This is a genomic window from Marinomonas spartinae (assembly GCF_016461715.1).
Taxonomy (GTDB): Bacteria; Pseudomonadota; Gammaproteobacteria; order Pseudomonadales; family Marinomonadaceae; genus Marinomonas; species Marinomonas spartinae_A.
Window position 1 is genome coordinate 235,644 of record NZ_JAEMUI010000003.1, and the last position, 22,236, is coordinate 257,879.

20 protein-coding genes are annotated in these 22,236 nt (G+C 44.1%); 11 read left to right on the forward strand and 9 right to left on the reverse strand.

The window, feature by feature from the left end:
• Nucleotides 1-30: 30 nt before the first annotated feature.
• Entirely contained in the window at nucleotides 31-654 is a 624-nt protein-coding gene (locus JHD45_RS04720; protein WP_199475347.1) for a MarC family protein, read from the reverse strand.
• A gap of 280 nt (nucleotides 655-934) precedes the next feature.
• Between JHD45_RS04720 and JHD45_RS04725 the strand changes: the two genes are divergently transcribed.
• The gene (locus JHD45_RS04725) at nucleotides 935-1,222 is read left to right on the forward strand and encodes a hypothetical protein (RefSeq protein ID WP_199475348.1); all 288 of its coding nucleotides are present in this window, start codon (nucleotides 935-937) and stop codon (nucleotides 1,220-1,222) included.
• Nucleotides 1,223-1,291: 69 nt separating this feature from the next.
• On the opposite strand, the gene JHD45_RS04730 is transcribed toward JHD45_RS04725, so the two are convergent.
• Nucleotides 1,292-1,798: a cytochrome b gene (locus JHD45_RS04730; protein WP_199475349.1), complete on the reverse strand. Its 507-nt coding sequence runs from the start codon at nucleotides 1,796-1,798 to the stop codon at nucleotides 1,292-1,294.
• 244 nt (nucleotides 1,799-2,042) lie between these two features.
• Between JHD45_RS04730 and rluF the strand changes: the two genes are divergently transcribed.
• Both rluF and JHD45_RS04740 read left to right on the forward strand, forming a co-directional pair.
• The gene (rluF, locus tag JHD45_RS04735; protein WP_199475350.1) at nucleotides 2,043-3,041 is read left to right on the forward strand and encodes a 23S rRNA pseudouridine(2604) synthase RluF; all 999 of its coding nucleotides are present in this window, start codon (nucleotides 2,043-2,045) and stop codon (nucleotides 3,039-3,041) included.
• On the forward strand, nucleotides 3,042-3,509 hold the full coding sequence (locus JHD45_RS04740) for a GNAT family N-acetyltransferase (protein ID WP_199475351.1): 468 nt from the start codon (nucleotides 3,042-3,044) through the stop codon (nucleotides 3,507-3,509).
• Between the two features lie 51 nt (nucleotides 3,510-3,560).
• Here JHD45_RS04740 and mdoH read toward each other — a convergent pair whose 3' ends face one another.
• Together mdoH and JHD45_RS04750 are read right to left on the reverse strand one after the other, a co-directional pair.
• Nucleotides 3,561-5,702, reverse strand: a complete 2,142-nt coding sequence (gene mdoH, locus JHD45_RS04745; RefSeq protein ID WP_233407577.1) for a glucans biosynthesis glucosyltransferase MdoH — start codon at nucleotides 5,700-5,702, stop codon at nucleotides 3,561-3,563.
• On the reverse strand, nucleotides 5,684-7,303 hold the full coding sequence (locus JHD45_RS04750) for a glucan biosynthesis protein G (RefSeq protein WP_199475352.1): 1,620 nt from the start codon (nucleotides 7,301-7,303) through the stop codon (nucleotides 5,684-5,686). Before JHD45_RS04750 ends, mdoH begins: the two co-directional genes overlap by 19 nt.
• A gap of 502 nt (nucleotides 7,304-7,805) precedes the next feature.
• Here JHD45_RS04750 and JHD45_RS04755 point away from each other — a divergent pair.
• From JHD45_RS04755 to JHD45_RS04770, 4 genes are all read left to right on the forward strand, one after another.
• Entirely contained in the window at nucleotides 7,806-9,053 is a 1,248-nt protein-coding gene (locus JHD45_RS04755; RefSeq protein ID WP_199475353.1) for a PqiA/YebS family transporter subunit, read from the forward strand.
• A 41-nt stretch (nucleotides 9,054-9,094) separates the two neighbouring features.
• Nucleotides 9,095-10,741: an intermembrane transport protein PqiB gene (gene pqiB / locus JHD45_RS04760; RefSeq protein ID WP_199475354.1), complete on the forward strand. Its 1,647-nt coding sequence runs from the start codon at nucleotides 9,095-9,097 to the stop codon at nucleotides 10,739-10,741.
• A 15-nt stretch (nucleotides 10,742-10,756) separates the two neighbouring features.
• A complete protein-coding gene (locus tag JHD45_RS04765; protein WP_199475355.1) occupies nucleotides 10,757-11,380 on the forward strand; it encodes a PqiC family protein in 624 nt (207 codons plus the stop codon).
• Nucleotides 11,381-11,465: 85 nt separating this feature from the next.
• Complete coding sequence (locus JHD45_RS04770) at nucleotides 11,466-11,855, forward strand: NUDIX hydrolase (RefSeq protein WP_199475356.1); 390 nt, start codon at nucleotides 11,466-11,468, stop codon at nucleotides 11,853-11,855.
• 70 nt (nucleotides 11,856-11,925) lie between these two features.
• Here JHD45_RS04770 and JHD45_RS04775 read toward each other — a convergent pair whose 3' ends face one another.
• The 5 genes from JHD45_RS04775 to JHD45_RS04795 all read right to left on the reverse strand — a co-directional run bounded on the left by JHD45_RS04775 (nucleotide 11,926) and on the right by JHD45_RS04795 (nucleotide 16,456).
• Nucleotides 11,926-12,876 carry a D-ribose ABC transporter substrate-binding protein gene (locus JHD45_RS04775; RefSeq protein WP_199475357.1) on the reverse strand — a complete coding sequence of 317 codons (951 nt, stop codon included), beginning with the start codon at nucleotides 12,874-12,876 and terminating at the stop codon, nucleotides 11,926-11,928.
• A 111-nt stretch (nucleotides 12,877-12,987) separates the two neighbouring features.
• On the reverse strand, nucleotides 12,988-14,031 hold the full coding sequence (locus JHD45_RS04780) for an ABC transporter permease (protein ID WP_199475358.1): 1,044 nt from the start codon (nucleotides 14,029-14,031) through the stop codon (nucleotides 12,988-12,990).
• Nucleotides 14,032-14,059: 28 nt separating this feature from the next.
• Nucleotides 14,060-15,634: a sugar ABC transporter ATP-binding protein gene (locus JHD45_RS04785; RefSeq protein ID WP_233407578.1), complete on the reverse strand. Its 1,575-nt coding sequence runs from the start codon at nucleotides 15,632-15,634 to the stop codon at nucleotides 14,060-14,062.
• The gene (locus JHD45_RS04790; protein WP_199475359.1) at nucleotides 15,631-16,281 is read right to left on the reverse strand and encodes a DUF2291 family protein; all 651 of its coding nucleotides are present in this window, start codon (nucleotides 16,279-16,281) and stop codon (nucleotides 15,631-15,633) included. Before JHD45_RS04790 ends, JHD45_RS04785 begins: the two co-directional genes overlap by 4 nt.
• The gene (locus tag JHD45_RS04795) at nucleotides 16,271-16,456 is read right to left on the reverse strand and encodes a hypothetical protein (RefSeq protein WP_199475360.1); all 186 of its coding nucleotides are present in this window, start codon (nucleotides 16,454-16,456) and stop codon (nucleotides 16,271-16,273) included. Before JHD45_RS04795 ends, JHD45_RS04790 begins: the two co-directional genes overlap by 11 nt.
• Before the next feature lie 544 nt (nucleotides 16,457-17,000).
• Here JHD45_RS04795 and JHD45_RS22490 point away from each other — a divergent pair.
• The 4 genes from JHD45_RS22490 to JHD45_RS04815 all read left to right on the forward strand — a co-directional run bounded on the left by JHD45_RS22490 (nucleotide 17,001) and on the right by JHD45_RS04815 (nucleotide 22,205).
• Nucleotides 17,001-18,626, forward strand: coding sequence for an FGGY-family carbohydrate kinase (locus tag JHD45_RS22490; RefSeq protein ID WP_199475361.1), 1,626 nt, complete (start codon nucleotides 17,001-17,003; stop codon nucleotides 18,624-18,626).
• Between the two features lies 1 nt (nucleotide 18,627).
• Entirely contained in the window at nucleotides 18,628-20,211 is a 1,584-nt protein-coding gene (locus JHD45_RS04805; protein ID WP_199475362.1) for a glycerol-3-phosphate dehydrogenase, read from the forward strand.
• A complete protein-coding gene (locus JHD45_RS04810) occupies nucleotides 20,189-21,121 on the forward strand; it encodes a sugar phosphate isomerase/epimerase family protein (RefSeq protein WP_199475363.1) in 933 nt (310 codons plus the stop codon). Before JHD45_RS04805 ends, JHD45_RS04810 begins: the two co-directional genes overlap by 23 nt.
• A 118-nt stretch (nucleotides 21,122-21,239) precedes the next feature.
• Complete coding sequence (locus JHD45_RS04815; RefSeq protein WP_199475364.1) at nucleotides 21,240-22,205, forward strand: sugar-binding transcriptional regulator; 966 nt, start codon at nucleotides 21,240-21,242, stop codon at nucleotides 22,203-22,205.
• The last annotated feature ends 31 nt before the right edge of the window (nucleotides 22,206-22,236 follow it).

Here is a 22,236-nt window from a genome sequence, read left to right on the forward strand (position 1 = left end):
GTTACCTAACGCTTGGTACTGCTGGTATTTTTAGCTAATGTGGATTGCTACGTTTATTCCTGTGATGAGCATCTGTACCCCGATAACGGCAAGAATCAGCCCCATTAAGCGAGTGATCATAGTCAGTCCGCTTTGACTGACTAAAGAGAGTATTTTTGAGCTGAAAATAAAGCAGAAAAAAGTAATAAAACACAGAGCAAGAAAGACTGACACGGTAATAACGATTTCTTGCCAGCCACCAGTGGCAGAATAATTCATTGCGGTTGCGATGGTGCCTGGGCCTGCAAGTAGTGGTACCGCTAGGGGGGAAACTGCCTCATCTGATTCGTTCGAGTCGTCATTATCTTCCGGACTGTGGAGTTTTGAACTTTCCCCATGAAGCATTTGATAGCCCACCAAAAAGATCAAACACCCACCTGTTATTCTCAAGGCGGGTAAGGTAATGCCAAACAAATGAAAAAGGGCTTTTCCTAAAACAGAAAAGACTAAAATGATTAAGAACGTCAACAGTAATGCTTTTTTGGCGACTTTGAGTTGTTCTGACTTGCTTTTATGACCTGTTAAACCAGCAAAAACAACTGTATTAGCAATGGGGTTCATAATGGCAAAAAAAGCCATAAACACAGTCAAGGCGTGTTCTAACAAAGGGTTCATTTTAGCTCACTTTTAGATCAGTGGTACGGGATTCAATTTGCAATGCCATCGAATATAGTCGTCATTTTCTAGTAATTTGGCGGTAAGGTCTACCTTTAATGATGGTTCCCTGTCAGGTTTATGATGAGAGTCGTTGAGCGAGGGGTATTCTATTAAGGTTCTTTTCATTCCCTTTGGCGCATTATTTCTTTCTGGTGTGGGCATTAGTGTTACTCTTGGTTTGCTAACAGTATTTCTATCCGCGTTGTTAATATCTGTGTTGATAAACAGGAAATCACAAATGAATGTAGAGAAAGCAAAAAAACGCATTGCCAAACGAGTAAAGATGGGCTTTAAAGGTTACCCACAGCTCACCTTGGCGTACTTTGGGGAATCCGCAGATCTTGCGGGTGATGTTGTCGCTACGTTGGTGTTAGAGGATGGTGAGCCTCCTCAAGAACAACGCTTTTCTAGCAAAGGGGATGTACGTGAGGACGAGTTCATTCAGTCGGCGTTAGTAAAAATTATTGAGCGTACAGAGGTAAAAAGTGTTCTAGAAGTCCAGGGGACGTCTATTTTTCCCCATTAAAAAAGCAAAGATTCAGGCAATGTTGACGATGGCCTGAATCGATATTAAGTGTTTTGCTTTTGCCTAGATTTAGGAGCGTCCTAACATGCGAAGAAGGAGGCCATCTTTTAATACATATTGATGGAATAGAGCGGCCAATGCATGGAGGAGAATTAAGCTCATCATGATGTTCATGGTGATTTGATGGATATCCCCCAAAACATGAATTTTTAGGTACCAAGAGGCAGCACCAAAAGCGGGCACTAGGAACATCAACCAGTATAGGGCGATGTGCACCCAATGGGATATCTTGTCTAAGGTTCCATTTCCAGTTGTTTTTTGTTCTGGTGTTTTGCTGAACAACCTCACGAAAACGCGTACAACCATTAATCCGAGTATGGCTAAGCCTACGTAAATATGAAAATCTCCCACCCAGTTTGGGGTACTCGCTGAATCTTCAATATGCTGACGCAGCATATGACCCATACCATCGCTGATAAAATAATTTGCGATGATCAAAACTGCTATGGCCCAATGCAGAAAAATTTGTGCCATGTTGTAGGTGGGGGTATTTGGCAATGGTGTCTTAGACGACATATGGTTTCCCTCTTAATCTGATAATGCCCGAATAGTAGCAATCAAAGTGTGAAAAAAAGATTGAGGACGTTGTTCGCCCTAACGCCATTAGATCTTCTGCTAAGTAGCGCGTGTTTATTGCATTTCCTATATACTGTTAGTGTATGTTTACTAAGAATATAGATCGGTTTTTATCTATTGGCTATTGATTGAAGTCTCCGTTCGTTTTTTAGTATTTTTAATCACAAGACACTAAGATATTTTTATGCTGAACACGTCAACAACTCGTTTGAATAAGTACATTAGCGAAAGTGGTATCTGCTCTAGGCGTGATGCAGATCGCTTCATTGAGCAAGGGAATGTGTTTATTAATGGCAAGCGGGCGAAAGTGGGAGATCAAGTCGCTACTGGCGATACTGTTAGAGTAAATGGACAGTTGATTGAGCCAAAGGAAGCTGAGGATTTTGTGCTGATTGCGTTAAATAAGCCAGTAGGTATTGTTAGCACCACGGAAAGCACAGAGCGCGATAATATTGTCGATTTTGTTGGTCATGGCGTGAGAATTTTTCCTATTGGTCGCTTGGATAAAGAATCGCAAGGGCTGATTTTTTTGACCAATAATGGAGACTTAGTTAACAAAGTACTTCGCGCTGGGAATAATCACGAGAAAGAGTATTTGGTGACGGTTAATAAACCGATTACTGAGTCTTTTATCAGTGGCATGGCGAATGGGGTTCCGATACTGGGGACGATGACGAAAAAGTGTCAGGTATCTAAGGAAGCCAATAACGTTTTTCGTATTACGTTAGTGCAAGGGCTGAATCGACAAATTCGTCGTATGGCCGAGTACTTCGGTTACGAGGTGGTCAAACTTGAGCGTATTCGTATCATGCATATTGATTTAAAAGGTTTACCTGTTGGCGAATGGCGAGATTTTACCGCAAAAGAAATAGATCGTTTATTTAAGGCCATTGAGGGATCTTCATCAGAAGCTAATACGACGTCTAAGAGGAAACCCCACAAAGCTAAACCGTCGTCAGGAGGGCGTACATCTGTAAAGAAAAAGCCGCATACTGCGTCGAGTAAAGTTACCCCCGTGAGTCGTCATAAGCCCGTTGGGAACAATTCTTCTAAAGGTGCGGGACGAACGCCTATCGATAAACCGAACAAATCCGAAAAGGGAGGGAAACCCAATGGCGCTGGAAAGTCTCGACCAACCAAACGTTCTCCAAGACCGACGAAGGCTAACAAGGGGAACAGGTAGATGGTTGAGCATGATGAAACGATATTCTTGATTCGTCTGGCTCGTTTAAACGAGGCGATTCGTCTAGCGGATTGTGCGCATCTTTCTTATAAGAAGTATGTTGAGCAAATTGGCCAACAGCCAGCTCCTATGCTGGAGGACTATATTCAAATTATTCAGCAGCATCAGGTCTGGGTGGCTGAATATCACCATAAGGTGGTTGGTTTTGCTGTCCTGAAGCAAACGGAAGAGGGGTTTCTATTAGACAATCTGGCTATTCATCCGGATTACCAAGGTCTAGGGGGTGGTGGGACATTGCTGCGTCATGCAGAGGAACAAGCGCGCCAGCTGGGTTATGACTCTATTTATCTTTATACCCATGAGAAGATGATGGACAATCAGGCTCTTTATTCTCGCAAAGGATATCGCGAGTACGAGCGTCGCCAAGAGGAAGGCTATTCCCGAGTATTTATGCGCAAAATGCTTTAACGTAGCAGGTCGAGCGAGGGCTCGACCTGTTCGTTTTAGTATTATTTCTGACTAAGCCGCTTTGTTGGGAAGAAATTTACCCATCGCTTCCATTAAGGAGCGGCTTTTCAGAATGGCTAAACATTCTTCTTCTTTGATGTTTTTAACCAAATCGTCCAGATTGTCATTCATTTTAATCTGCCACTCTGCACAAATTCGAGGACGGCTTAAGGACGCCAAATCTTCTTCGGGCATTTGTGCCAAGTGCCAACGATAGAAATGCTCATCTTGGGTCATTCTATGTAAAGCGGATAGATCATCTTGTGTATCGATACGGTTAAGTTGCTGTTGCGCATCATGGAGTCGCTTTACGATAGGCGTCGGCCTTTTTTCCTGGGAGGATTTTAGAAAACCTATGGTTGACAGTAGGTTTCCGCGTTTTGCTCCACCGCTTAGCCATGACAAAGGGATAGAGAAGGTAAGACCAAAGCTGATTGGCAACGACCAATAAAATAGCTGAGGGCTAAGGTATAATGTAGAAGAAGCTAGCCCTGCTCCTAATAGAGTGTGTGACAAATGAGCACGACATACCGTTTTTAACGGTGTCGCACCATCGTCTCGTGACTGAGCAGACCAGCCACTGTCTCGACCCTTTAAGACATCAAATACGACGAGAAATTGTGAAAACATCAAAATCGGTGCATACATTGCCGATAAAACGATTTCTAAGAGGCTATTGATGGTCAGAAAAATAGGACCGCCAAATTCTCGACAACGGCGTAGATTCACCATAGCACTTAACCAACCAAATATTTTGGGGGCGAGTATTAATGCCATCGAGATTTCAAATAGCAAACGTGCTTTTTCAAAATCGAATACCGGCCAGGTTGGAAACAGTGAGGGGTTGGCAAAGTATTCGGGGCGCACAAAGTGAGCTTGTAAAGCCAAGGCAAAACCCACGGCAATGAGCAAGAACCAGAATACAGCACTTAAATACGCAAAGATGCCTGAAATAATATGGAGGCGTGTGGCAAAGTGAAACCCTTTCGCGAGCAAAAAGGCTTTATGCTGTAAGTTGCCCTGACACCAACGACGGTCACGTACCATGACATCAATCAGTGATGGCGGTGCTTCCTCATGGCTGGCTTGTAGGTCATTATCAAAGCGAACACCCCATCCAGCACGTCGTAACATTGCGGCTTCCATAAAGTCATGGCTCATTACGTGGCCGCCAAAAGGGGGCTTACCTGATAAAATAGGTAAACCACAAGCTGAGGCAAATGCTTTAGTGCGTATAATGGCATTATGGCCCCAAAAGTTGGAAGCGCTACCATGCCATGCAGATAAGCCTGCGGCGTATATTGGACCGAAGCACTGGTTTGCAAACTGTTGCAATCGGCTATACAAAGTATTGGCCTCTATGATGGTCGGGAGGGTTTGGATTAAGCCCATCCCGGGTTCAGCGGCCATCCGACGGGATAAGGTAATCAAACAGTCCGCGCTCATCAAACTGTCAGCATCAAGTACAATCATGCTCTCGTAAGCACCGCCAAAGCGTGTCACCCAATCAGCAATATTGCCGGCTTTTCTTTCGGCATTATTGTAGCGGCGGCGATAATACACCGGACACTTGTCAGTATCATTGTTTAGAATCGGGTAAAAGGTTTGTTTTTCCTTCACGGCCGAATTGGCTTTGTTACTGTCGCTGAGAATGAAAAAGGCGAACTTTCCTGGGGCTTTTTCAACGAGGTCACTATGCATTGCTTCAATGCTGGCGCGTATACGAACAGGATCCTCATTATAAACCGGTAGCAATATCGCGGTGACCGTTTCTGGTTCGGCTTCTTTGATTTTGCGTCGAAAGGGATTTATTTGACTGAAAAAGCCCAATGTTGCTTGTGAAAATGCAAAGGAAATCCATGTGAAGTTAATACAAAACAAAACAAGGAAAGCCCACTGCATTCCAGCAATGGAGTTAGTGTTTAGCACGGCGAACATTTCGGTTGCGCCGTACCATGATAAATAGGCTGTGACACAAAATACAAAAAGACGTGCCAGAAAGATGCTTATAAGGGGCTGATTAGACAGCTTTTTTGCAGGTTGTCGCTCTTCTTGAACCTTGTGTCTTGGCATCTCTAGCGGCGACTCTTCGGGTAAAGAGGTGCCGATGTCTGCCTTTTGAACATTACTCATCATCATTGTTGTTTCAACCATCGGTAAAGCCATGTAGAGGCGATTTCTTTGTGATTTTCTGATAATGCAACTCGTAGTTCCGCTACGTCTGCATTGTCTGTATCGAACGTCACATAGACACGAATACCATTAATATGAGGGTTTTTTACAAGATGCGTTTCTAGAATCTTCCCTGCACTGGTAGACGCATTAATGTGTAGTTTCTTAATATCATCAACATTTACATCGCTGTAGTCGATAACGACTTCAGGGTTTCCTTTATATTTGCCAAACAGTTTAGTGCCCTTTGCACTTCTTACAATATGTGGTTTATTGGCTAAGACAGGAGTGTCATTAGGCCAAGTTAATTGGTATGAAAAGCGATAAGGCTGGTCTTTTTTAAGGCCACCCTTTGGTTGCCAATAGGCGACAATATTGTCGTTGCCCTCTGAATTTGATGGAATCTCAACAAGCTCAACATGGCCTGGGCCCCAGTCATTAAGCGGTTTTACCCAAGCGGATGGACGTGTCTGATAGTTGGCTTCTAAATCCTGATAGTCACTGTAGTTACGGTGGCGCTGTATTAAACCAAAGCCTTTAAGAGACTTGTCATAGAAAGAACTGATTTGTAAGGTTTTTGGGTTATTTAAAGGGCGCCATAATATTTCACCATGGCCAGTTTGTATTTGTAGTCCTTCAGAATCGTGAACACGGCGTCTGAAATCTGGTTCGTCTGAACGATCCATGGTGCCAAACATGAACATAGATGTCAGTGGAGCAAGACCAACATGCGGTACGTCTTGTCGGGGGAAAAGCGTTGCTTTTACGACAATACGAGTAGGTGACCCTGGGTAAATGCCAAATCGATAGGCACCGGTTACACTTTTGCTGTCCAGTAATGCGTGTACCACGATGGCTTTTTGTGTGACTGATGGACGTTCTATCCAGAAATGTTTGAACATGGGGAATTCTTCCCCCGTTGGTTGAGCTACATCGATTGCAAGGCCACGAGCCGATAGGCCATAGGTTTGGCCTTTAGAAATAGCACGGAAGTAAGTCGCTCCCTGAAAAACAATAAACTCATCGCTATGGTCTTTTGTATTGATGGGGTAGTGTAAACGTAATCCTGCGAATTTTCCGACTTTATCAATTAATTCAGCCAACTTTTTATTGGGGGTAGAAAAAGAAGAGGGTGAGACTTCTAAAGGGAAGGCTTTACCGTTTTCAACGACATCGATATCGACGAGGTCTTTATAAAGATAGCCCGGCGCAAAAAGTTGGATGGAGAAAGGCGTTGGTGTATTACCCCAGACTGCTTGGTTTTGTTGGAAGTTTATTTTCCGGTACGTCGAGTAGTCCAGATCCGTGAGCGCTTTTGGTGCTTTAAGAGGGGGCACCATAGGGGATTTCGCCAATTTTTTGGCCATATCAATTACCGTTTGATCCGTGAATTGATAACCAGATTTGGGATCCTGTAGTGCTTTTTTGACGGATTCGTCGATAGCCTGCTGCTCTTTATTCTTTGTAGAGGCTTTGGGCTGGTTTTCTGTTTTATTTGTTTGTGGCGCCGCTTGTTGCGATGGCGCTGCTTCTTTTTGAGCTGGGTCAGTGTTGTCAGCACGGGCAATAGAACAAAAAAACATAGGGGCCAACAGGCATAAGAGATATAAGTATCTAAACGTTGTCAAATTTTTCATAGTAATATAAAACTTTCGTTAGAGGATGATAGTTACGCCGTATATTTAAACAAAGCATGATGCAAAGCGTTTTTTACCTCAGTGATATCCTTTATAACTTACCTTCATGTAAGTGTCTTCATGAGGAGAAAAGGGTAAGACTGAGGAAACAGGCTTGGATCTTTTTTTATTTTAATTTTATTGTGTTTTGAGTGATGCAAGCAATTATCTATATATAATAATGATTTGCATCTCATAAAGTTAGTTTTTGATGTATATTTTTTGAAAAGAATTTGCTTGCGATTCTATGTTCTTTTCTATAGTCCAATAAAGCATATGTTTATATAAAGCAATATTGACTCATGGCTCGAGAATGTATTCTTTTGTTACATTTGGGATCTTAGCCACCGTATAATCTTTTAGCTTTTGGTTGAATGAAAGCAATGTTTACAGTTGGTACCTTTTTTATATGAAACCCTCATTTTTAAGTCATCATGCGACGGTTTGTAAAGAGTGCGATTGGGTGACGCCTATCCCTGAGTTACAAGAAGGGCAACAATTACGCTGCGCTCGATGTCGAAGTACTTTGTTTTATCAGCCTAGGCAAAGGTTGAATAACCTATTGGCTTTTGGGGGATCCGCAATATTGATGTTGGCACTTTCTTTAAGCTTCCCTTTTTTGAGCTTTTCAGTGGCTGGAGTTGGTAGAACAGTCAGTCTTTGGCAAGAGGTATCAACCTTATTGCTGAATTCTTTCACATTTTTAGGGGTATTAATCCTAATTGCCTTATTAATATTACCGGCGCTGTATCTATTTTGCGTCATATTATTAGCTTGGTTTTTAAAAAGAAGTCGCTATCAAAGATTACAAACGTATTTGATCCGTATCCTGGTTGGCGTTCAGCCCTGGTTAATGGTTGATGTGTTTTTGGTGGGAGTCATTGTTGCTTTGATTAAGATGCAAGGGAGCGTCTCGATTGATCTCGGCTTGTCATTTTGGGCGTTTTGTGGGTTTGTTATTTGTTTATTGAAGACAGTGTCGATGGTGGATGTTCGGTGGTTTTGGCACCAAGTAACGGCCCCGTCTCTAAGTATTATTTTACACTCGCAAACGGCGCGCTCTCAAGGCGTAAAAGGTTGTCAAACCTGCGGCGCCATTCTCCTTATTGATGATACACACTGCGGACGTTGCGGTCATGAAGCGGATAGTCGGAAACCGCAAAGTATTAAAGTCACGATTGCTTTGTTGATAGCTTCTTTGATCATGTATGTACCTGCTAATGTCTTTCCTATGATGGAGACTACGTATTTTGGTTCTACTACGCCCTCGACGATTGTTGGCGGCGTACTGCTGTTGTGGTCGGAGGGGTCTTACCCTGTTGCGGCCATTATTTTGATTGCAAGTGTGTTTATTCCAATTGCGAAAATGTTAGCGCTGAGTTGGTTGTGTTGGCAATCTTACCGCCCAAGTCCCTATGGCATTATGAAAAAACTCACCTTGTATCGATTGACTGAGTTTGTTGGTCGCTGGTCCATGATCGATATTTTTGTTGTGGCTATTTTAACCGGACTGGTTCAGTTGGGAGGGCTGCTAACAATCTACCCTGGAAAAGCGGCTTTGTGTTTTGCCAGTGTGGTGATATTGACCATGTTAGCGGCGAAATCATTTGACCCTAGATTGCTTTGGGATAAGGAAGAGCCTGCTCATGATGAGTGATGACAAAAAGCATCATACGAGATTAACTGAGGAATTTTGGCTTGAGTACTGAGAATGATAACCTCCAAGAGGTACGTAAGATCCGCTTTAATACTATTTGGTTTGTTCCTCTAATCGCTTTGCTGATTGCTGGATGGATGGTGTACCAAAACTGGTCTAATCAAGGGCCAGAAGTGACCTTGATTGCGCAAAATGCGGATGGCATTGAGGCTGGAAAAACCAAGGTCAAAGCACGTAATGTAGACGTGGGCATGGTGACGGCTGTTCGTTTGAGTGATGACTTTAATCAAGCCATCATTACCGTCCGAATGAATAAAAACGCCAGTAAAATGTTGCATGCGAATGCACAATTTTGGGTCGTTAAGCCTCGTATTGGTAAGGCTGGAGTCAGTGGCTTAGGGACACTGCTTTCAGGTGCTTATATTGAAATGGAGCCCAGTCTAAAAGGAGAGCTGAAGACGCGTTTTTCTATTCTCTCTAACCCCCCTGTTTCGACGGATAAAAGCCAAGGTATTCATCTAAAATTATTCAGTACCGACAGTTCAAAAATGGATGTTGGTACGGCAGTACATTTTCGTGGCTATGATGTAGGCTTCATTGAAAAAGTGGGGTTCGACATTAAGAAAAATGCCATCACTTATCAGATATTTATTCGTGCGCCTTATGATTCTTTAGTCAATAGTGCTGTCCATTTCTGGATTACGCCAGGGTTTTCGTTACAAAGCTCTGCACGAGGCTTTGAAGTAAGATTGGACTCTCTTGAAACCTTGCTTTCTGGTGGGATCAGCTTTGGTATGCTGAAAGATCAACAAATAGGGCATCCGGTAAAAAATTTATCGCAGTTTGAGCTTTATTCCTCCAAACAAGCTGCGCAAAACCATGTGTATAACGAGTTTATTAATTATTTATTTTTGTTCAAAGAAAATATCAGTGGTTTAGAAGTTGGGGCCCCCGTTGAGTATCGCGGATTACGCATCGGTACCGTGATGCAAGTGCCTTATGATGGATTAGATATACGTGCTCTTACCTCGATGACCGACCCTGTAGTTCCTGTACTTGCTCGAATAGAACCACAACGGCTGGATCATCAACTCAATGGTATGAGTCGGCAAGAGTTTAAAAGTATGCTTGAGAAGAGCATTCATGAAGGCCTTAGGGCTTCATTAAAAACCAGCAACTTACTAACAGGGGCGAAGATCATTGATTTGAACATTGTGGCAAATGCTCAACCGATCAAGAATAAAATATTGAACGGGATTGATGTGTTTCCAACAACGCCAAATAGTTTGGCGAATATTGAAACAAAAGTCTCGATTGTCCTAGATAAATTATCAAAAGCACCTATTGATGAAAGTTTTTCGCATCTAAATCGTGCGATGGTCGAAGCGAATAACACATTGCAAAGTATCAAGAATCTAACAAATGACCTCAATGCATTGCTACAGAGAAAAGATACCCAAGCACTGCCGAAGCAATTGTTAGAAGCGGTCCAAGAGCTCAAGCAAACGCTTGTTACCTATCAAAGTGATGGTCAAATAGGCGGGCCTGCTCGGGAGAGTATTGAGTCATTACAACGATCTCTTAATGAGTTGCAGCCTTTATTAAGAGAGTTAAGAAAAGATCCTAATGTCCTGATTTTTGATAAGAAAACACAGCCAGACATTCAACCCAGAGCCGGAACCCAATAATAGGAAAATCAACATATGCTCAGTCGATATTATCTCTGTGTAGCGGTGGCACTATCTTGTTTGTTAACGGGCTGTGCGACAGCCGTTGTGCCAAGTAATGAATATCTCTTGATGGATCATGATGGCGAAGCTACGACATCAATGTCGTCGGACTCGTTCAGTAAAAAGCAGCCTGATAAAAAACAACAGGTTGTACAAATTCAGTTGTTACCTATTCGGGTGGCTGACTACCTTGCGGGCAATGAAATGGTGCTAGTGTCTAAACAAGGCGAAGTGTTTCGGTCTCAACAAAACTTGTGGGCAGAGCCATTAGGGCCTCAATTGAGTCGACTCACCTTGCAAGCCTTGATTAAGCGTATGCCAAATATTGAGTGGTTTGGACCACAGGATTTGGTCTCTTCATCAGAGCGTTTAAGCATAGATGTTGATTCATTCTATGGCGACCTTAATGGGGAGGTTCATGTTGCGGGGCGCTGGAGACTAATTTCGTCTTCGGGGCAGATACTGATTTCAAAAGAGTTTGTTGCCCAAGGGCGTTTGCCAAAAAGCGGCTATCCAGCCCTTGTGCAAACCCTTGGTAAAGTGTGGTTTCAAAAAGTAATCGACCCCATGGTGAAGACCCTTGAGGTTGCTGATTAAAGGGGCGTTGTTGAGAAAAATAATGCAGAGAAATAAGCAAGTGTTTATTGTTAGTTTTTGTCTATGAAGATCGTTGTGAGGTATCATGGTTAGCGAATGTGTTTCGTTTCTCTTGATTCGAGATGAGCAGATACTATTAGAAAAAAGAGCGGATGATAAAGCTTCTGATCCTGGTTTAATCGCTGTTCCTGGTGGTCATATAGAGTCAGGGGAAAGCCAGCTTGAGGCACTGATTCGAGAGTTGAAAGAAGAATTGGATGTGGTACCTGATTCCCATCGCTATTTGTGCAGTCTGTATCATCCTACGGACGAGTTACAATTGATTCACTATTATGTGATACCCAGTTGGACAGGTGAGATCAAGTCATTAGAAGCGGCGGCGGTGTTTTGGCATGATATGCAGAATGCACCGATCGATGTTGCAGCCGATGGTGTTGCTGTGTCGGAATATTTGCGGGTGTATTCTTCACTTTGATATGTCCATAATAAAAAGGATCATTAGCCAATGCTAATGATCCTTTTGAAAGGTGAAAAAAGTACCGAACTTAGTATTTAGATAATACAAAAGGTGAGGTGTAATATTTCACGTTATCTTTGGTAATCAAGTAGCAATCAAACAGTTGTTTTTCAGTCGCTGCGCCTGTTTTTCCTGTACGGATATAGTTATCCGCTTCGTCAACGGCTTTCGCTGAGAAGATCGCCACAGGTTGAAGAACCGTGTATGCCATTTCACCATCGAGAATCGCGTTTACCGCATCAGGTGAACCATCGAAACCGCCAACGGTGACTTGTTTTAGTTTGCCCGCTTCTTTTAGTGCAGCAATAGCACCTAACGCCATTTCATCGTTACCACTAATGACACCGTTGATATTTGGATGCGCTTGCAAGATGGACTGCATTTTGTTGTAGCCTTGTGTGCGGTTCCAGTTAGCCACTTCTTCAGCCACTTTCTTCAGATCAGGGTATTGTGACAATACGGTTTTATAACCATTAGAGCGAGTGGCCGCATTGTTATCGGATGGCGCGCCAAACAACTCAACATAGTTACCTGTGTCGCCGATGCTATCAACAAATTGCGCCGCACCAAGGGCAGCCCCTTGTGCGTTGTTTGATACTAGCTGCGCTTTGGCCAACCCTTTTTGGTTGATCTCGGCATTGATTAAAAACACGGGGATACCCGCTTTTACCGCCTTACGAACAGAGCCGATAGACCCATCCGCATTAGCCGGATCAAGAATAATAGCCACCGCTTTGTTGGTGATGGCGGTATCGATTAGATTGCTTTCTGTATTGGTATCGCCTTTATGGGCGGAAACTGTTGCCGTGTAACCGAGCTTTTCTGCTTCCGCTTTGGCGGTTTGCCCTTCTGTGTACCAGTATGGGTTAGATGGGTCATTGACGATGATAGACATCAACCCACCTGCCCATACATGGCTTGCCATTAAACCTAAGCCTGCTACAGAAGCTAACAGTAAACTTTTCGTCGTCTTTAACATGATAGTGCTCCAATTTATTGTTATTGTCTTTGCCGAGTAACGGCAGGTGCTTTACAGCAAGTTGTGTTTCGTTTGAGACAAATTTGCTATAAAAATTTAAGTATCATCGAACTATTTTCCCTTTTTACCGTATTGCAAACTGTTTAGGAGTACGGCCAAAACGATCACGGACCCCGTAAATACCGTTTGCCAATAGGAAGATACACCGATGATGACTAAGCCATCTGATAAATAGCCGATGACAAGCGCACCAAGCAAGGTGCCTTGTACATTACCTCGTCCTCCTGTTAGGGCAGCACCGCCAATGACAACAGCGGCAATGGCTGTTAACTCGTAGGTAGTACCTGCTGTTGGTCCTGCTGAGGTCAACTGTGATGATAGAACGAGCCCTGCAATCGCTGCGCATATACCAGACAGTACATAAACGGTTATTTTGACGCGTTTAATCGGCACACCAGATAAGTCTGCTGCTTGTTCGTTACCACCGGATGCATACAGCCAACGGCCAAAGGCGGTTCGACTAAGCATGATCCCGCAGAGCAGGGTGACGACGATGAAAATGATGACACTAATTGGAATATTGGCAATTCGATTAAATCCTAGCCAGTCGAAACCAGTATTACCCAACGACGGATCGCCTTCTAATTTGTTAAAGGTCAACCCATTCGTCATTAACAGTGCCGCACCACGAGCAACATAGAGAGTACCTAATGTGGCAACAAAGGCGGGTACATTGAATCGGGCAATCAGTACGCCGTTCACCAGCCCGACGAACGCGCCTAAGGCACAGGTTAAAACAACGACGACCCATAAGGAGGGATATAATGTGATGCCCAGTGCTTGGATATTTACTCCTTGCATCAAAAAGCCAGCAAACACACCGCTTAGCCCCAATGTAGAGCCAACCGACAAATCAATTCCACCGTTAAGTATGACCAATAGCATGCCCATCGCCAGTAAGCCATAAATCGCTACATGTGAAGACATGATTAAAAAGTTATTCACCGTAAAATAGTTTGGTGACATAAACGAAAAAAAGACGATGATGGCGATCAAGGCAAAAAAGGCTCGGCCTTCTAATAATAACCGACCAATATCAACTTTCTTGGCAGGGGAGGTTGCCTTATTTAGGGTTTGTTCTTGTTGTGCTGACATGATCACACTCCAGAATATTGTTATTTTTTTAATCTTTTATGGCTTCGCCTGAAGCGGCCATGATTTTTTCTTTACTGACGTTGGCGTTAAACTCGGCCGCAATTTTGCCCTTGTTCATGACGATAATACGATGGGCGATACTTAAGCACTCTGCGACTTCTGAGGTAGAGTAAACAACGGCGAGTCCTTGTTTTGCGCGTTCCGCAAGTAATCTAAAAACTTCCGCTTTCGCGCCAATATCAATGCCCCTGCTGGGTTCGTCTAATAATAGAACGTTTGGATGAGTGGCCAACATCTTGCCAATGACGACTTTTTGTTGGTTGCCACCAGACAGTGAGCCAATGGGGGCATCACCACTGTCAGTTTTAACTGTCACATCTTTTATGGACTGATTGATTAGATGGGTTTCAGCTTTATTGGAGGTGAAAAATCGACGGGTAAACTCGCCAATGCTAGCAAGAGACAAGTTTTGACCGACGCTCATGGTTTGTACCAGTCCATCTTTTTGTCGGTCTTCCGGCACCAAGGCCAAGCCTGCTGCGATACGATCCGCAATAGAGAGTGAGGAAATTTCTTCATCTTTGAGTAGAATTCGTCCTGAATCGGCCTTTAGGCGTCCTGCAGCACATTCCATAAACTCCGAGCGTCCGGCTCCCATAAGACCATAGATGCAAACGATTTCTCCTTCGCGGACTTTGAGAGAAAGGTGATCGACTACATTGAACGCACCCCCTTTGGGATCATGAATGACTAAACTATCGACTTCCAAAGCGGTATTACCCATTTCATAACCTGTCGGTGGTGAACCAAGATCAAAGTTCTCACCCACCATATGGCGGACAATCCACTCTAGGTCGATGTCTTTTCTGGGAGCATAAGCTGTCATGGTACCGTCTCTTAAAACCACAGCATGATCGGTTATTTGCAATGCTTCTTCGAGATGGTGGGAAATATAGACAATCGAGACCCCACGCTTTTTCAAATCATTGATGACTTTAAAAAGGACTTCCACTTCTGTGGCACTGAGTGCGGAGGTGGGTTCGTCCATGATCAAGATGCGAGATTTTTGAGAAATGGCTCTGGCAATTTCAATAATTTGTTGTTGTCCCAACCGTAACTCTTCAAGGGGAGTCAGTGGGTCAATACTCTCCTGCAATTCTTCCATTAACGCTTTGGCTTGGCGTTCTTCTTCCGCGTAATCAACCCCTTTAGAATTCGTGATTTCCCGTCCCATAAAAATATTGTCACGAACATTTAAGTTGGGGGCGAGACTCAATTCTTGATGAATGATGGAGATACCTTGTGCACGAGCTTCTGCCGCGCTATTAAAATGAATGGCTTTGCCATCCAGTAAAATATCGCCAGAAGTCGGGGAGATGACACCAGAAAGAATCTTCATTAAGGTGGATTTTCCCGCGCCATTTTCTCCGAATAACGTGGTGACCTGACCTTTATAAATGTCGAAGTTAACCGCTTTTAATGCTTGCGTGTTGCCAAAGGTCTTGGTGATATGGCGGGCCGCTAAGACGACGTCGTTTGTCGCAGTCTTTGCTGTAGCCTGATTATTGCCGTTGGTTGAAGCTTGCATCATGGATACCGTCATTTTACATCAAACCTTACTGGCGTTATAAGCCAGTTCTTTGGGTTGATTAGCCTAAAAACACCGACAACAAAGACTTGCTTACCTACCAGTGTTGTCTGATCTACGTGCTGGAGTGCATCAGTTTTCATGACTCGGTTAATTGCTGCGCCCACATTTTGATATTGAATTTGATTGGTAAACTGTTCGAATGAGATTTTACCTGTCGCATCACGTAACGCCGTGCCATTAATCGCGGGACCAACTTGTACTCGGATTGTTTGTTTCTCCGGCATATTGGTGACCTTAAGGGTATAAATACCAGAGCGGCCGCTTTCTACAACGGCATCAAGTTTGACTGGTATGATGGCCCCTATGCCGCTTTTCACCCCGTATTTTTCAATGGCACTTTTTTTGTTGGTTTGAAGTGCTGTCAGGAGTGTTTCGGCATCCACCGCTTTATTGAGGACAAAGTCACGGATCGATGGGTATTCTTTTTGGGCGTATCTATCAGGAGAAAAGCTTTGCTGACGCAAGTCTTCGCTAGAACCGTTTACGATTACTTTTGTATTAAGCCCCATGGCGATAACTAAAATGGCGGTAAAGACCGCTGTTCCAAGTACCCATTTACGCTTTCTGGATACCCTTTGATTGGACAGGTTAGTGTGCATAGAAACGCCCCTTCATGGCTGAATAAGTAGAAGATAGTTGCATATGTTTGATGAAGGAGATGTTTATGTCTGAATGAGAAAAGGCGCTATGTCGTTTAGCTTGATTAATCAGATAGACAAGTGACTGGTACAGCATTTGCTGTTGATCGGCTTGATTGTGCAATGTTTTTATCATTGTTTTTCTCCGGCTTTTCTTTTTATTAGTGATCGCGTCGAAGAGTCGTGTAGCGATCTAGCCATAGTCGATTATGTTGTTTTTGTTATTAGGTAGAGACCTTGAATAGTCAAACAATGGTTTAAAAACGGTCGCCTGTCAATGAAATTTATTTCATAAAAGATTTAAAAAATCATCTTTTTTCATCTCAATACTTTATTTTGCATTTAAGAGTCGTCTTATTAATGCATTTTGCCTCTATAAAACGTCTATTTTCTTATTGATTTTCAATGAATTTCCTGAAAACTGTTAATGCTTCTTCTTTTGAATATGCTTCATTTACTGTCTTTTTTGAGAAAAATCTATGTTGACAGAATGGAGTTTGATGGAAATAATTAACAAACAAAGAAAAAAATTACAAAAAAGGATGGTCGTATTTAAGTGGTGTTGATGCCCTTAAAATAGACTTACCTTCATGGGGAATCAGTATGCTAAGTGTTTGTCTGCATCATGCTAAAGCGTTCATAAGACTGTGCTCTTCGTTTGATTCAGTAAGAGGTGGCCTGTGAAGACTGATCTTATTGTTGGCATCGATGCAGGAACGTCGGTGATTAAAGCGGTTGCCTTTAGCCTAAAAGGTGAGCAAGTGGCGGTTTCCAGCGTTAGAAACCGTTATCAAACAGGTTTAGATGGATCGGCAACACAGCCGATGAGGCAAACTTGGTCAGACTGTGCTCAAGCGGTACGTGATCTGGGAGAGCAAATCCCTGATTTTTTTCGACGTGTCTGTGCGTTATCGGTGACAGGCCAAGGGGATGGTACTTGGTTGATGAATCAGCAGGGGGAGCCCGTTGGTGATGCATGGCTATGGTTAGATGGCCGCTCCGCTCCCACCGTCGATATACTGCGCTATTCCCATACAGATCGGTTACGTTTTGAACTAACGGGGACGGGGTTGAATACCTGTCAGCAGGGCGCTCAGTTAGCCTATATGAAGGATAAGCATCCGTCTTTTTTGGCCGCCGCGACAACGGCGTTTCATTGTAAGGATTGGCTGTATTTTAAATTGACTGGGGTGAGGGCGACTGATCCTTCAGAGGCCAGTTTTACATTTGGCGATTTTCGAACGAGAGAATACGACGAACGGGTGATTGATAGTTTGGGGTTGTCTAATTATGCCCATTTATTACCGCCTATCATCGATGGTTCACAACAGACCTTCCCTTTAACTAATGAGGCGGCAAAGCAGACAGGGTTACGTGCAGGCATTCCTGTATCACTTGCTTATGTTGATATGGTAATGACGGCATTAGGGGCGGGAGTTCATACCGGAGACGAAGGGGTGGCCTGCTCCGTGGTTGGTTCCACGGGAGTACATATGAAGTCCGTTGATGCCAAGGAGGTTTATCTAAACGATGCGGGGACGGGGTATGTGATTGTATTGCCCATTCAAAACCGTGTGACGCAGGTGCAAACTAATATGGCATCGGCATTGAATTTAGATTGGCTTCTGAACGTTGCGGCGGATTTACTCGGTGAATTTGGGGGCTCTCTATCGAGCCATGAACTGGTATCTAAGGTTGACGGTTGGCTTAAAGCAACCATGCCAGGGCAACTTTTATACCATCCCTATATTTCTGATGCGGGTGAGCGTGGCCCTTTTATCAATGCTTCAGCTCGCGCCAGTTTTACTGGATTAACCTCAAGACATCGCTTTCCTGATTTGGTGAGAGCCGTTGTAGAGGGGTTGGGAATGGCCATGCGTGACTGTTATAACGAAATGGGGGCCTTACCTAAGGAAGTGCGTTTGAGCGGTGGGGCTGTCAGGTCACCAATCTTACGTCAGATTCTTGGCGCCTCGGTGAGTGCCAACGTCAGAATGTCTTTGCGCGATGAGGCAGGAGCCGCAGGAGCAGCCATGATGTCGGCTGTTGCGATTGGCGCTTATGCCAATATGGAGAGTTGTATCAATACATGGGTTTCACCACTTCTCGCAGAGCAAGAAGCACCAAGTTTATCGTTAGCCAATCATTACAATGATGTGTTTGATGCTTTTTGCGAAGAGCGCTATCGACTATCGGGCACTTGGCAAAAAATAGATGCTTTACGTAAGTCATCAAATGCGAGTTTTGAAGCGATAAAAGCGGACCAAGTGGAAGCAAAATCTGCTTTAAACAAGTCGGAGTTTTAATATGAATAATGAGCAGACATTAGATCTTTTTGTCATTGGTGGCGGTATTAATGGCGCAGGTATCGCGCGCGATGCAGCAGGGCGTGGCCTGTCAGTTGCTTTGTGCGAAAAAGACGATTTGGGTCAAGGCACTTCATCCCGTTCAGGTAAATTGGTACACGGTGGTTTGCGCTATTTGGAATATTATGAATTTCGCTTAGTGCGGGAAGCACTCATTGAGCGAGAAGTCTTGTTGAATTCTGCCAGTCATATTATTTGGCCGATGCGTTTTGTGTTACCCCACAGTAAAGAAGACCGTCCTGCTTGGTTAGTGCGTTTAGGCTTGTTTTTGTATGATCATCTTGGTGGACGTAAGCGTTTGCCAGGCACACGTACGTTGGATTTACAAAGAGATCCAGAAGGCGCAGCCATTAAAGACAAATACAAAAAAGGCTTTGAGTATTCAGACTGCTGGGTGGATGACTCTCGGTTAGTGGTGCTAAATGCCATGGATGCGGCGGAAAAAGGGGCGCAGGTATTAACCCGAACGCGCTGTGTCTCAGCAAAACGAGAGAAAGACCATTGGCTGATTACGGTGTGTAATGAGTTAACACACAAAGAGACGGTTTTTAAAGCCAAGGTACTGGTTAACGCAGCAGGCCCTTGGGTCCGTAATATTATTGATGGTGTGGCCTCTTCAAAAAGTGCTCGTAATGTGAAGTTGGTTAAGGGCTCACATATTATTGTTCCCAAATTCTGGGAAGGTCAGCAGGCTTATCTGGTGCAAAATCATGATAAACGGGTGATTTTTATTAACCCCTATGAGGGAAATAAAGCGCTGATTGGAACCACTGATATCCCTTATGAGGGGCGTGTAGAAGATGTGACTGCCGACGAAAGTGAAATTGAATACTTGTTGGCTGCCGTTAATCGCTACTTTAAAGAGCAGCTAAAGCGCGATGATGTGATTGAAACCTTTTCTGGGGTAAGACCTTTATTTGACGATGGGCAAGGCAACCCATCTGCTGTCACCCGTGATTATACATTTGATTTGGATGAAACCAACAAAGTGCCATTACTCAATGTTTTTGGTGGCAAGCTGACGACATTTCGTAAGCTATCAGAACATGCTATTCAAAAAATTGATAAGTTTTTTCCACAAATTGGACCAGATTGGACGAGTCACGCCTCGTTACCTGGGGGCGATATTGCTAATGCAGACTTTTCAACCTTTATTCAGTCCATGAAAGATCAATACGCTTGGCTACCCAGAGAGCTCGTTATGCATTTGGGACGCCATTACGGTACCAGAATGAGCCAGATTGTTGGTTCTGCGACATCGCTTGAGGGACTGGGGCGCTATTTTGGGGCGAATTTGTACGAAGCGGAAGTGCGTTATTTAGTGAACCATGAGTGGGCGATGACGTCGGATGACATTTTAACGCGCCGGACGAAAGAAGGTCTGCGCTTTAATGCATCACAAAAAGAAGCTTTTTATCAATGGTTTAAAGAACATATCTCGTCCCATAACCCAGCTTACATTACGGCGGATCATTCCACTACAACGTCAGAAGAGGTGAACAATGCCGTTAACCTTAGCGCTTAATACTAATCCTTTGGTAAATCGTTTTGCCGAGCCAAATGACTTGATTGATACCGTCGCACATCAAATTAAAATACGCGATTTACAACTGACTCACGAGTTTATTAACCCCAGTTGGCCTGCGTCTGTCATCCGTCGCCTAACCCGAGAGATGAAACAAGCATTAGAGCGAACAGGAGTAAGAGTGACGTCTGGTATGACGGGACCTTATGGTCGCCTTAATCACTTCGGTCATCCTGATGCAGATGTACGGCGTTATTATGTGGAATGGTTCAAAACCTTTGCCGAGATTACCGCCGATTTAGGAGGGAATTCGGTAGGAACTCAGTTCGCTATTATGACCTATCAAGATTTTGATGATGCAACTCGTCGTGAAGAGTTAATCTCGATTGCGATTGATTGTTGGGCGGAAGTTGCTGAACACGCTAAGGCCGCTGGGTTGGAATATGTCTACTGGGAGCCAATGAGCATCGGCCGTGAGTTTGGCGATACGATTCAATCCGCACTCGATCTTCAGCAACGACTAATGGATGCCAATATGGCCATTCCAATGTGGATGATGGCGGATATCGATCATGGGGATGTGATGTCTAAGAACCCTGATGATTACGACCCGTACGCATGGGCCAAAGCGGTTCCGAGAGTGTCCCCCATTATTCATATTAAGCAAAGTTTGATGGACAAAGGCGGGCATCGGCCTTTTGCTTCGCCCTACAACGAAAAGGGTCGTATTCAACCTGAACCTTTATTAGCCGCTTTGCAGTTGGGTGGCGCACGAGATAATCAGATTTGTCTGGAGCTCAGCTTTAAAGAGCGTGAGCCGACGGATCGTGAAGTGGTGCCACAAATAGCGGAAAGCGTGGCCTTTTGGGCGCCCTTTATTAATACCGGGGTTGATGATCTACATATTTAATATTTTGGGTTTGCTGAGTGGTTTGAATAAGTCTGCTCGGATGCTCTAAATGAAACAGTTAAAGGAACTACCATGGCAGTACTAGAAAAGGTGAGATGGGGAAGAGGAGTGAACAACCATGCAGCATGACAATGAGAGCTCCTTGGCAATTAAGGCCGCGTGGCTGCATTACGTGGGTGGTTTAACTCAAGCCGCGGTGGCAAAGCGTTTGGGGCTTACGTCGGTCAAAACCCATCGTTTAATTGCCAAAGCCGTCGCCGATGGGGCAGTCAAAGTGACCATTGATGGCCGCATCACCGAATGTGCAGAACTGGAAAATGAGCTGATTGAAAAATATGGACTGAAACATTGTATCGTTGCTCCAGACCTAGGGGAAGAAGGTATTCCGCTGAAAGCGCTTGGTCAAGCGGGTGGCTCCTTTCTGCGTTCTATTTTATCGAACCGGAAAAATATCACCATTGGTTTGGCGTTAGGGCGTGCGCTATCGGCGGTGGTCGATCAATTACCGACTATGGATACACCAGATGTGCGCTTTGTGTCTTTGCTTGGTGGGCTAACACGGGATTACTCGGTTAACCGTGATGATGTATTGCATTGGATTGCCGCCAAAACGGGTGCTCCGTCTTACACCATGCCAGTGCCTTTATTAGCAAATTCGGAAGAAGACAAAGTGGTTTTGATGGCACAAAAAGGGGTTCAAGACGTATTTGCTATGGCCAATCATGCGGAGATCAAATTGATCGGTATTGGCACGGTTGCACAGACGGCACAACTGGTCGTATCGGGTCCAATTAAGCCAGAAGAAATTGTCGAAATCGCCCGAGCTGGCGCAGTTGGAGAAGCCATGGGGCACTTCTTTGATGATAAAGGCAACATCATTAAAACCGCGTTGAGTGAGCGCATGCTATCGGTATCCATTGATGGTAATCCCAATGGCGATGTGGTTGCCGTTGCAGGTGGGGAGGAAAAAATAGAAGCCATTAAAGCGGTATTAGAGGGGCAGCTATTAACCGGGTTGATCACTGATGAAAAGTCAGCAAAAGCCATCTTAGCGACACAGGTTAACGAAAGGGCAATAGTCTAGGACGCTTGCTTTTAAGCACATTAGGTCTACT

Coding starts and splice junctions, on each gene's coding strand:
- JHD45_RS04720 (WP_199475347.1), bottom strand. CDS start 654: ATGAACCCTTTGTTAGAACACGCCTTGACTGTGTTTATGGCTTTTTTT.
- JHD45_RS04725 (WP_199475348.1), top strand. CDS start 935: ATGAATGTAGAGAAAGCAAAAAAACGCATTGCCAAACGAGTAAAGATG.
- JHD45_RS04730 (WP_199475349.1), bottom strand. CDS start 1,798: ATGTCGTCTAAGACACCATTGCCAAATACCCCCACCTACAACATGGCA.
- rluF (WP_199475350.1), top strand. CDS start 2,043: ATGCTGAACACGTCAACAACTCGTTTGAATAAGTACATTAGCGAAAGT.
- JHD45_RS04740 (WP_199475351.1), top strand. CDS start 3,042: ATGGTTGAGCATGATGAAACGATATTCTTGATTCGTCTGGCTCGTTTA.
- mdoH (WP_233407577.1), bottom strand. CDS start 5,702: ATGGTTGAAACAACAATGATGATGAGTAATGTTCAAAAGGCAGACATC.
- JHD45_RS04750 (WP_199475352.1), bottom strand. CDS start 7,303: ATGTTTTTTTGTTCTATTGCCCGTGCTGACAACACTGACCCAGCTCAA.
- JHD45_RS04755 (WP_199475353.1), top strand. CDS start 7,806: ATGAAACCCTCATTTTTAAGTCATCATGCGACGGTTTGTAAAGAGTGC.
- JHD45_RS04765 (WP_199475355.1), top strand. CDS start 10,757: ATGCTCAGTCGATATTATCTCTGTGTAGCGGTGGCACTATCTTGTTTG.
- JHD45_RS04770 (WP_199475356.1), top strand. CDS start 11,466: ATGGTTAGCGAATGTGTTTCGTTTCTCTTGATTCGAGATGAGCAGATA.
- JHD45_RS04775 (WP_199475357.1), bottom strand. CDS start 12,876: ATGTTAAAGACGACGAAAAGTTTACTGTTAGCTTCTGTAGCAGGCTTA.
- JHD45_RS04780 (WP_199475358.1), bottom strand. CDS start 14,031: ATGTCAGCACAACAAGAACAAACCCTAAATAAGGCAACCTCCCCTGCC.
- JHD45_RS04785 (WP_233407578.1), bottom strand. CDS start 15,634: ATGACGGTATCCATGATGCAAGCTTCAACCAACGGCAATAATCAGGCT.
- JHD45_RS04790 (WP_199475359.1), bottom strand. CDS start 16,281: ATGCACACTAACCTGTCCAATCAAAGGGTATCCAGAAAGCGTAAATGG.
- JHD45_RS04795 (WP_199475360.1), bottom strand. CDS start 16,456: ATGATAAAAACATTGCACAATCAAGCCGATCAACAGCAAATGCTGTAC.
- JHD45_RS04805 (WP_199475362.1), top strand. CDS start 18,628: ATGAATAATGAGCAGACATTAGATCTTTTTGTCATTGGTGGCGGTATT.
- JHD45_RS04810 (WP_199475363.1), top strand. CDS start 20,189: ATGCCGTTAACCTTAGCGCTTAATACTAATCCTTTGGTAAATCGTTTT.
- JHD45_RS04815 (WP_199475364.1), top strand. CDS start 21,240: ATGCAGCATGACAATGAGAGCTCCTTGGCAATTAAGGCCGCGTGGCTG.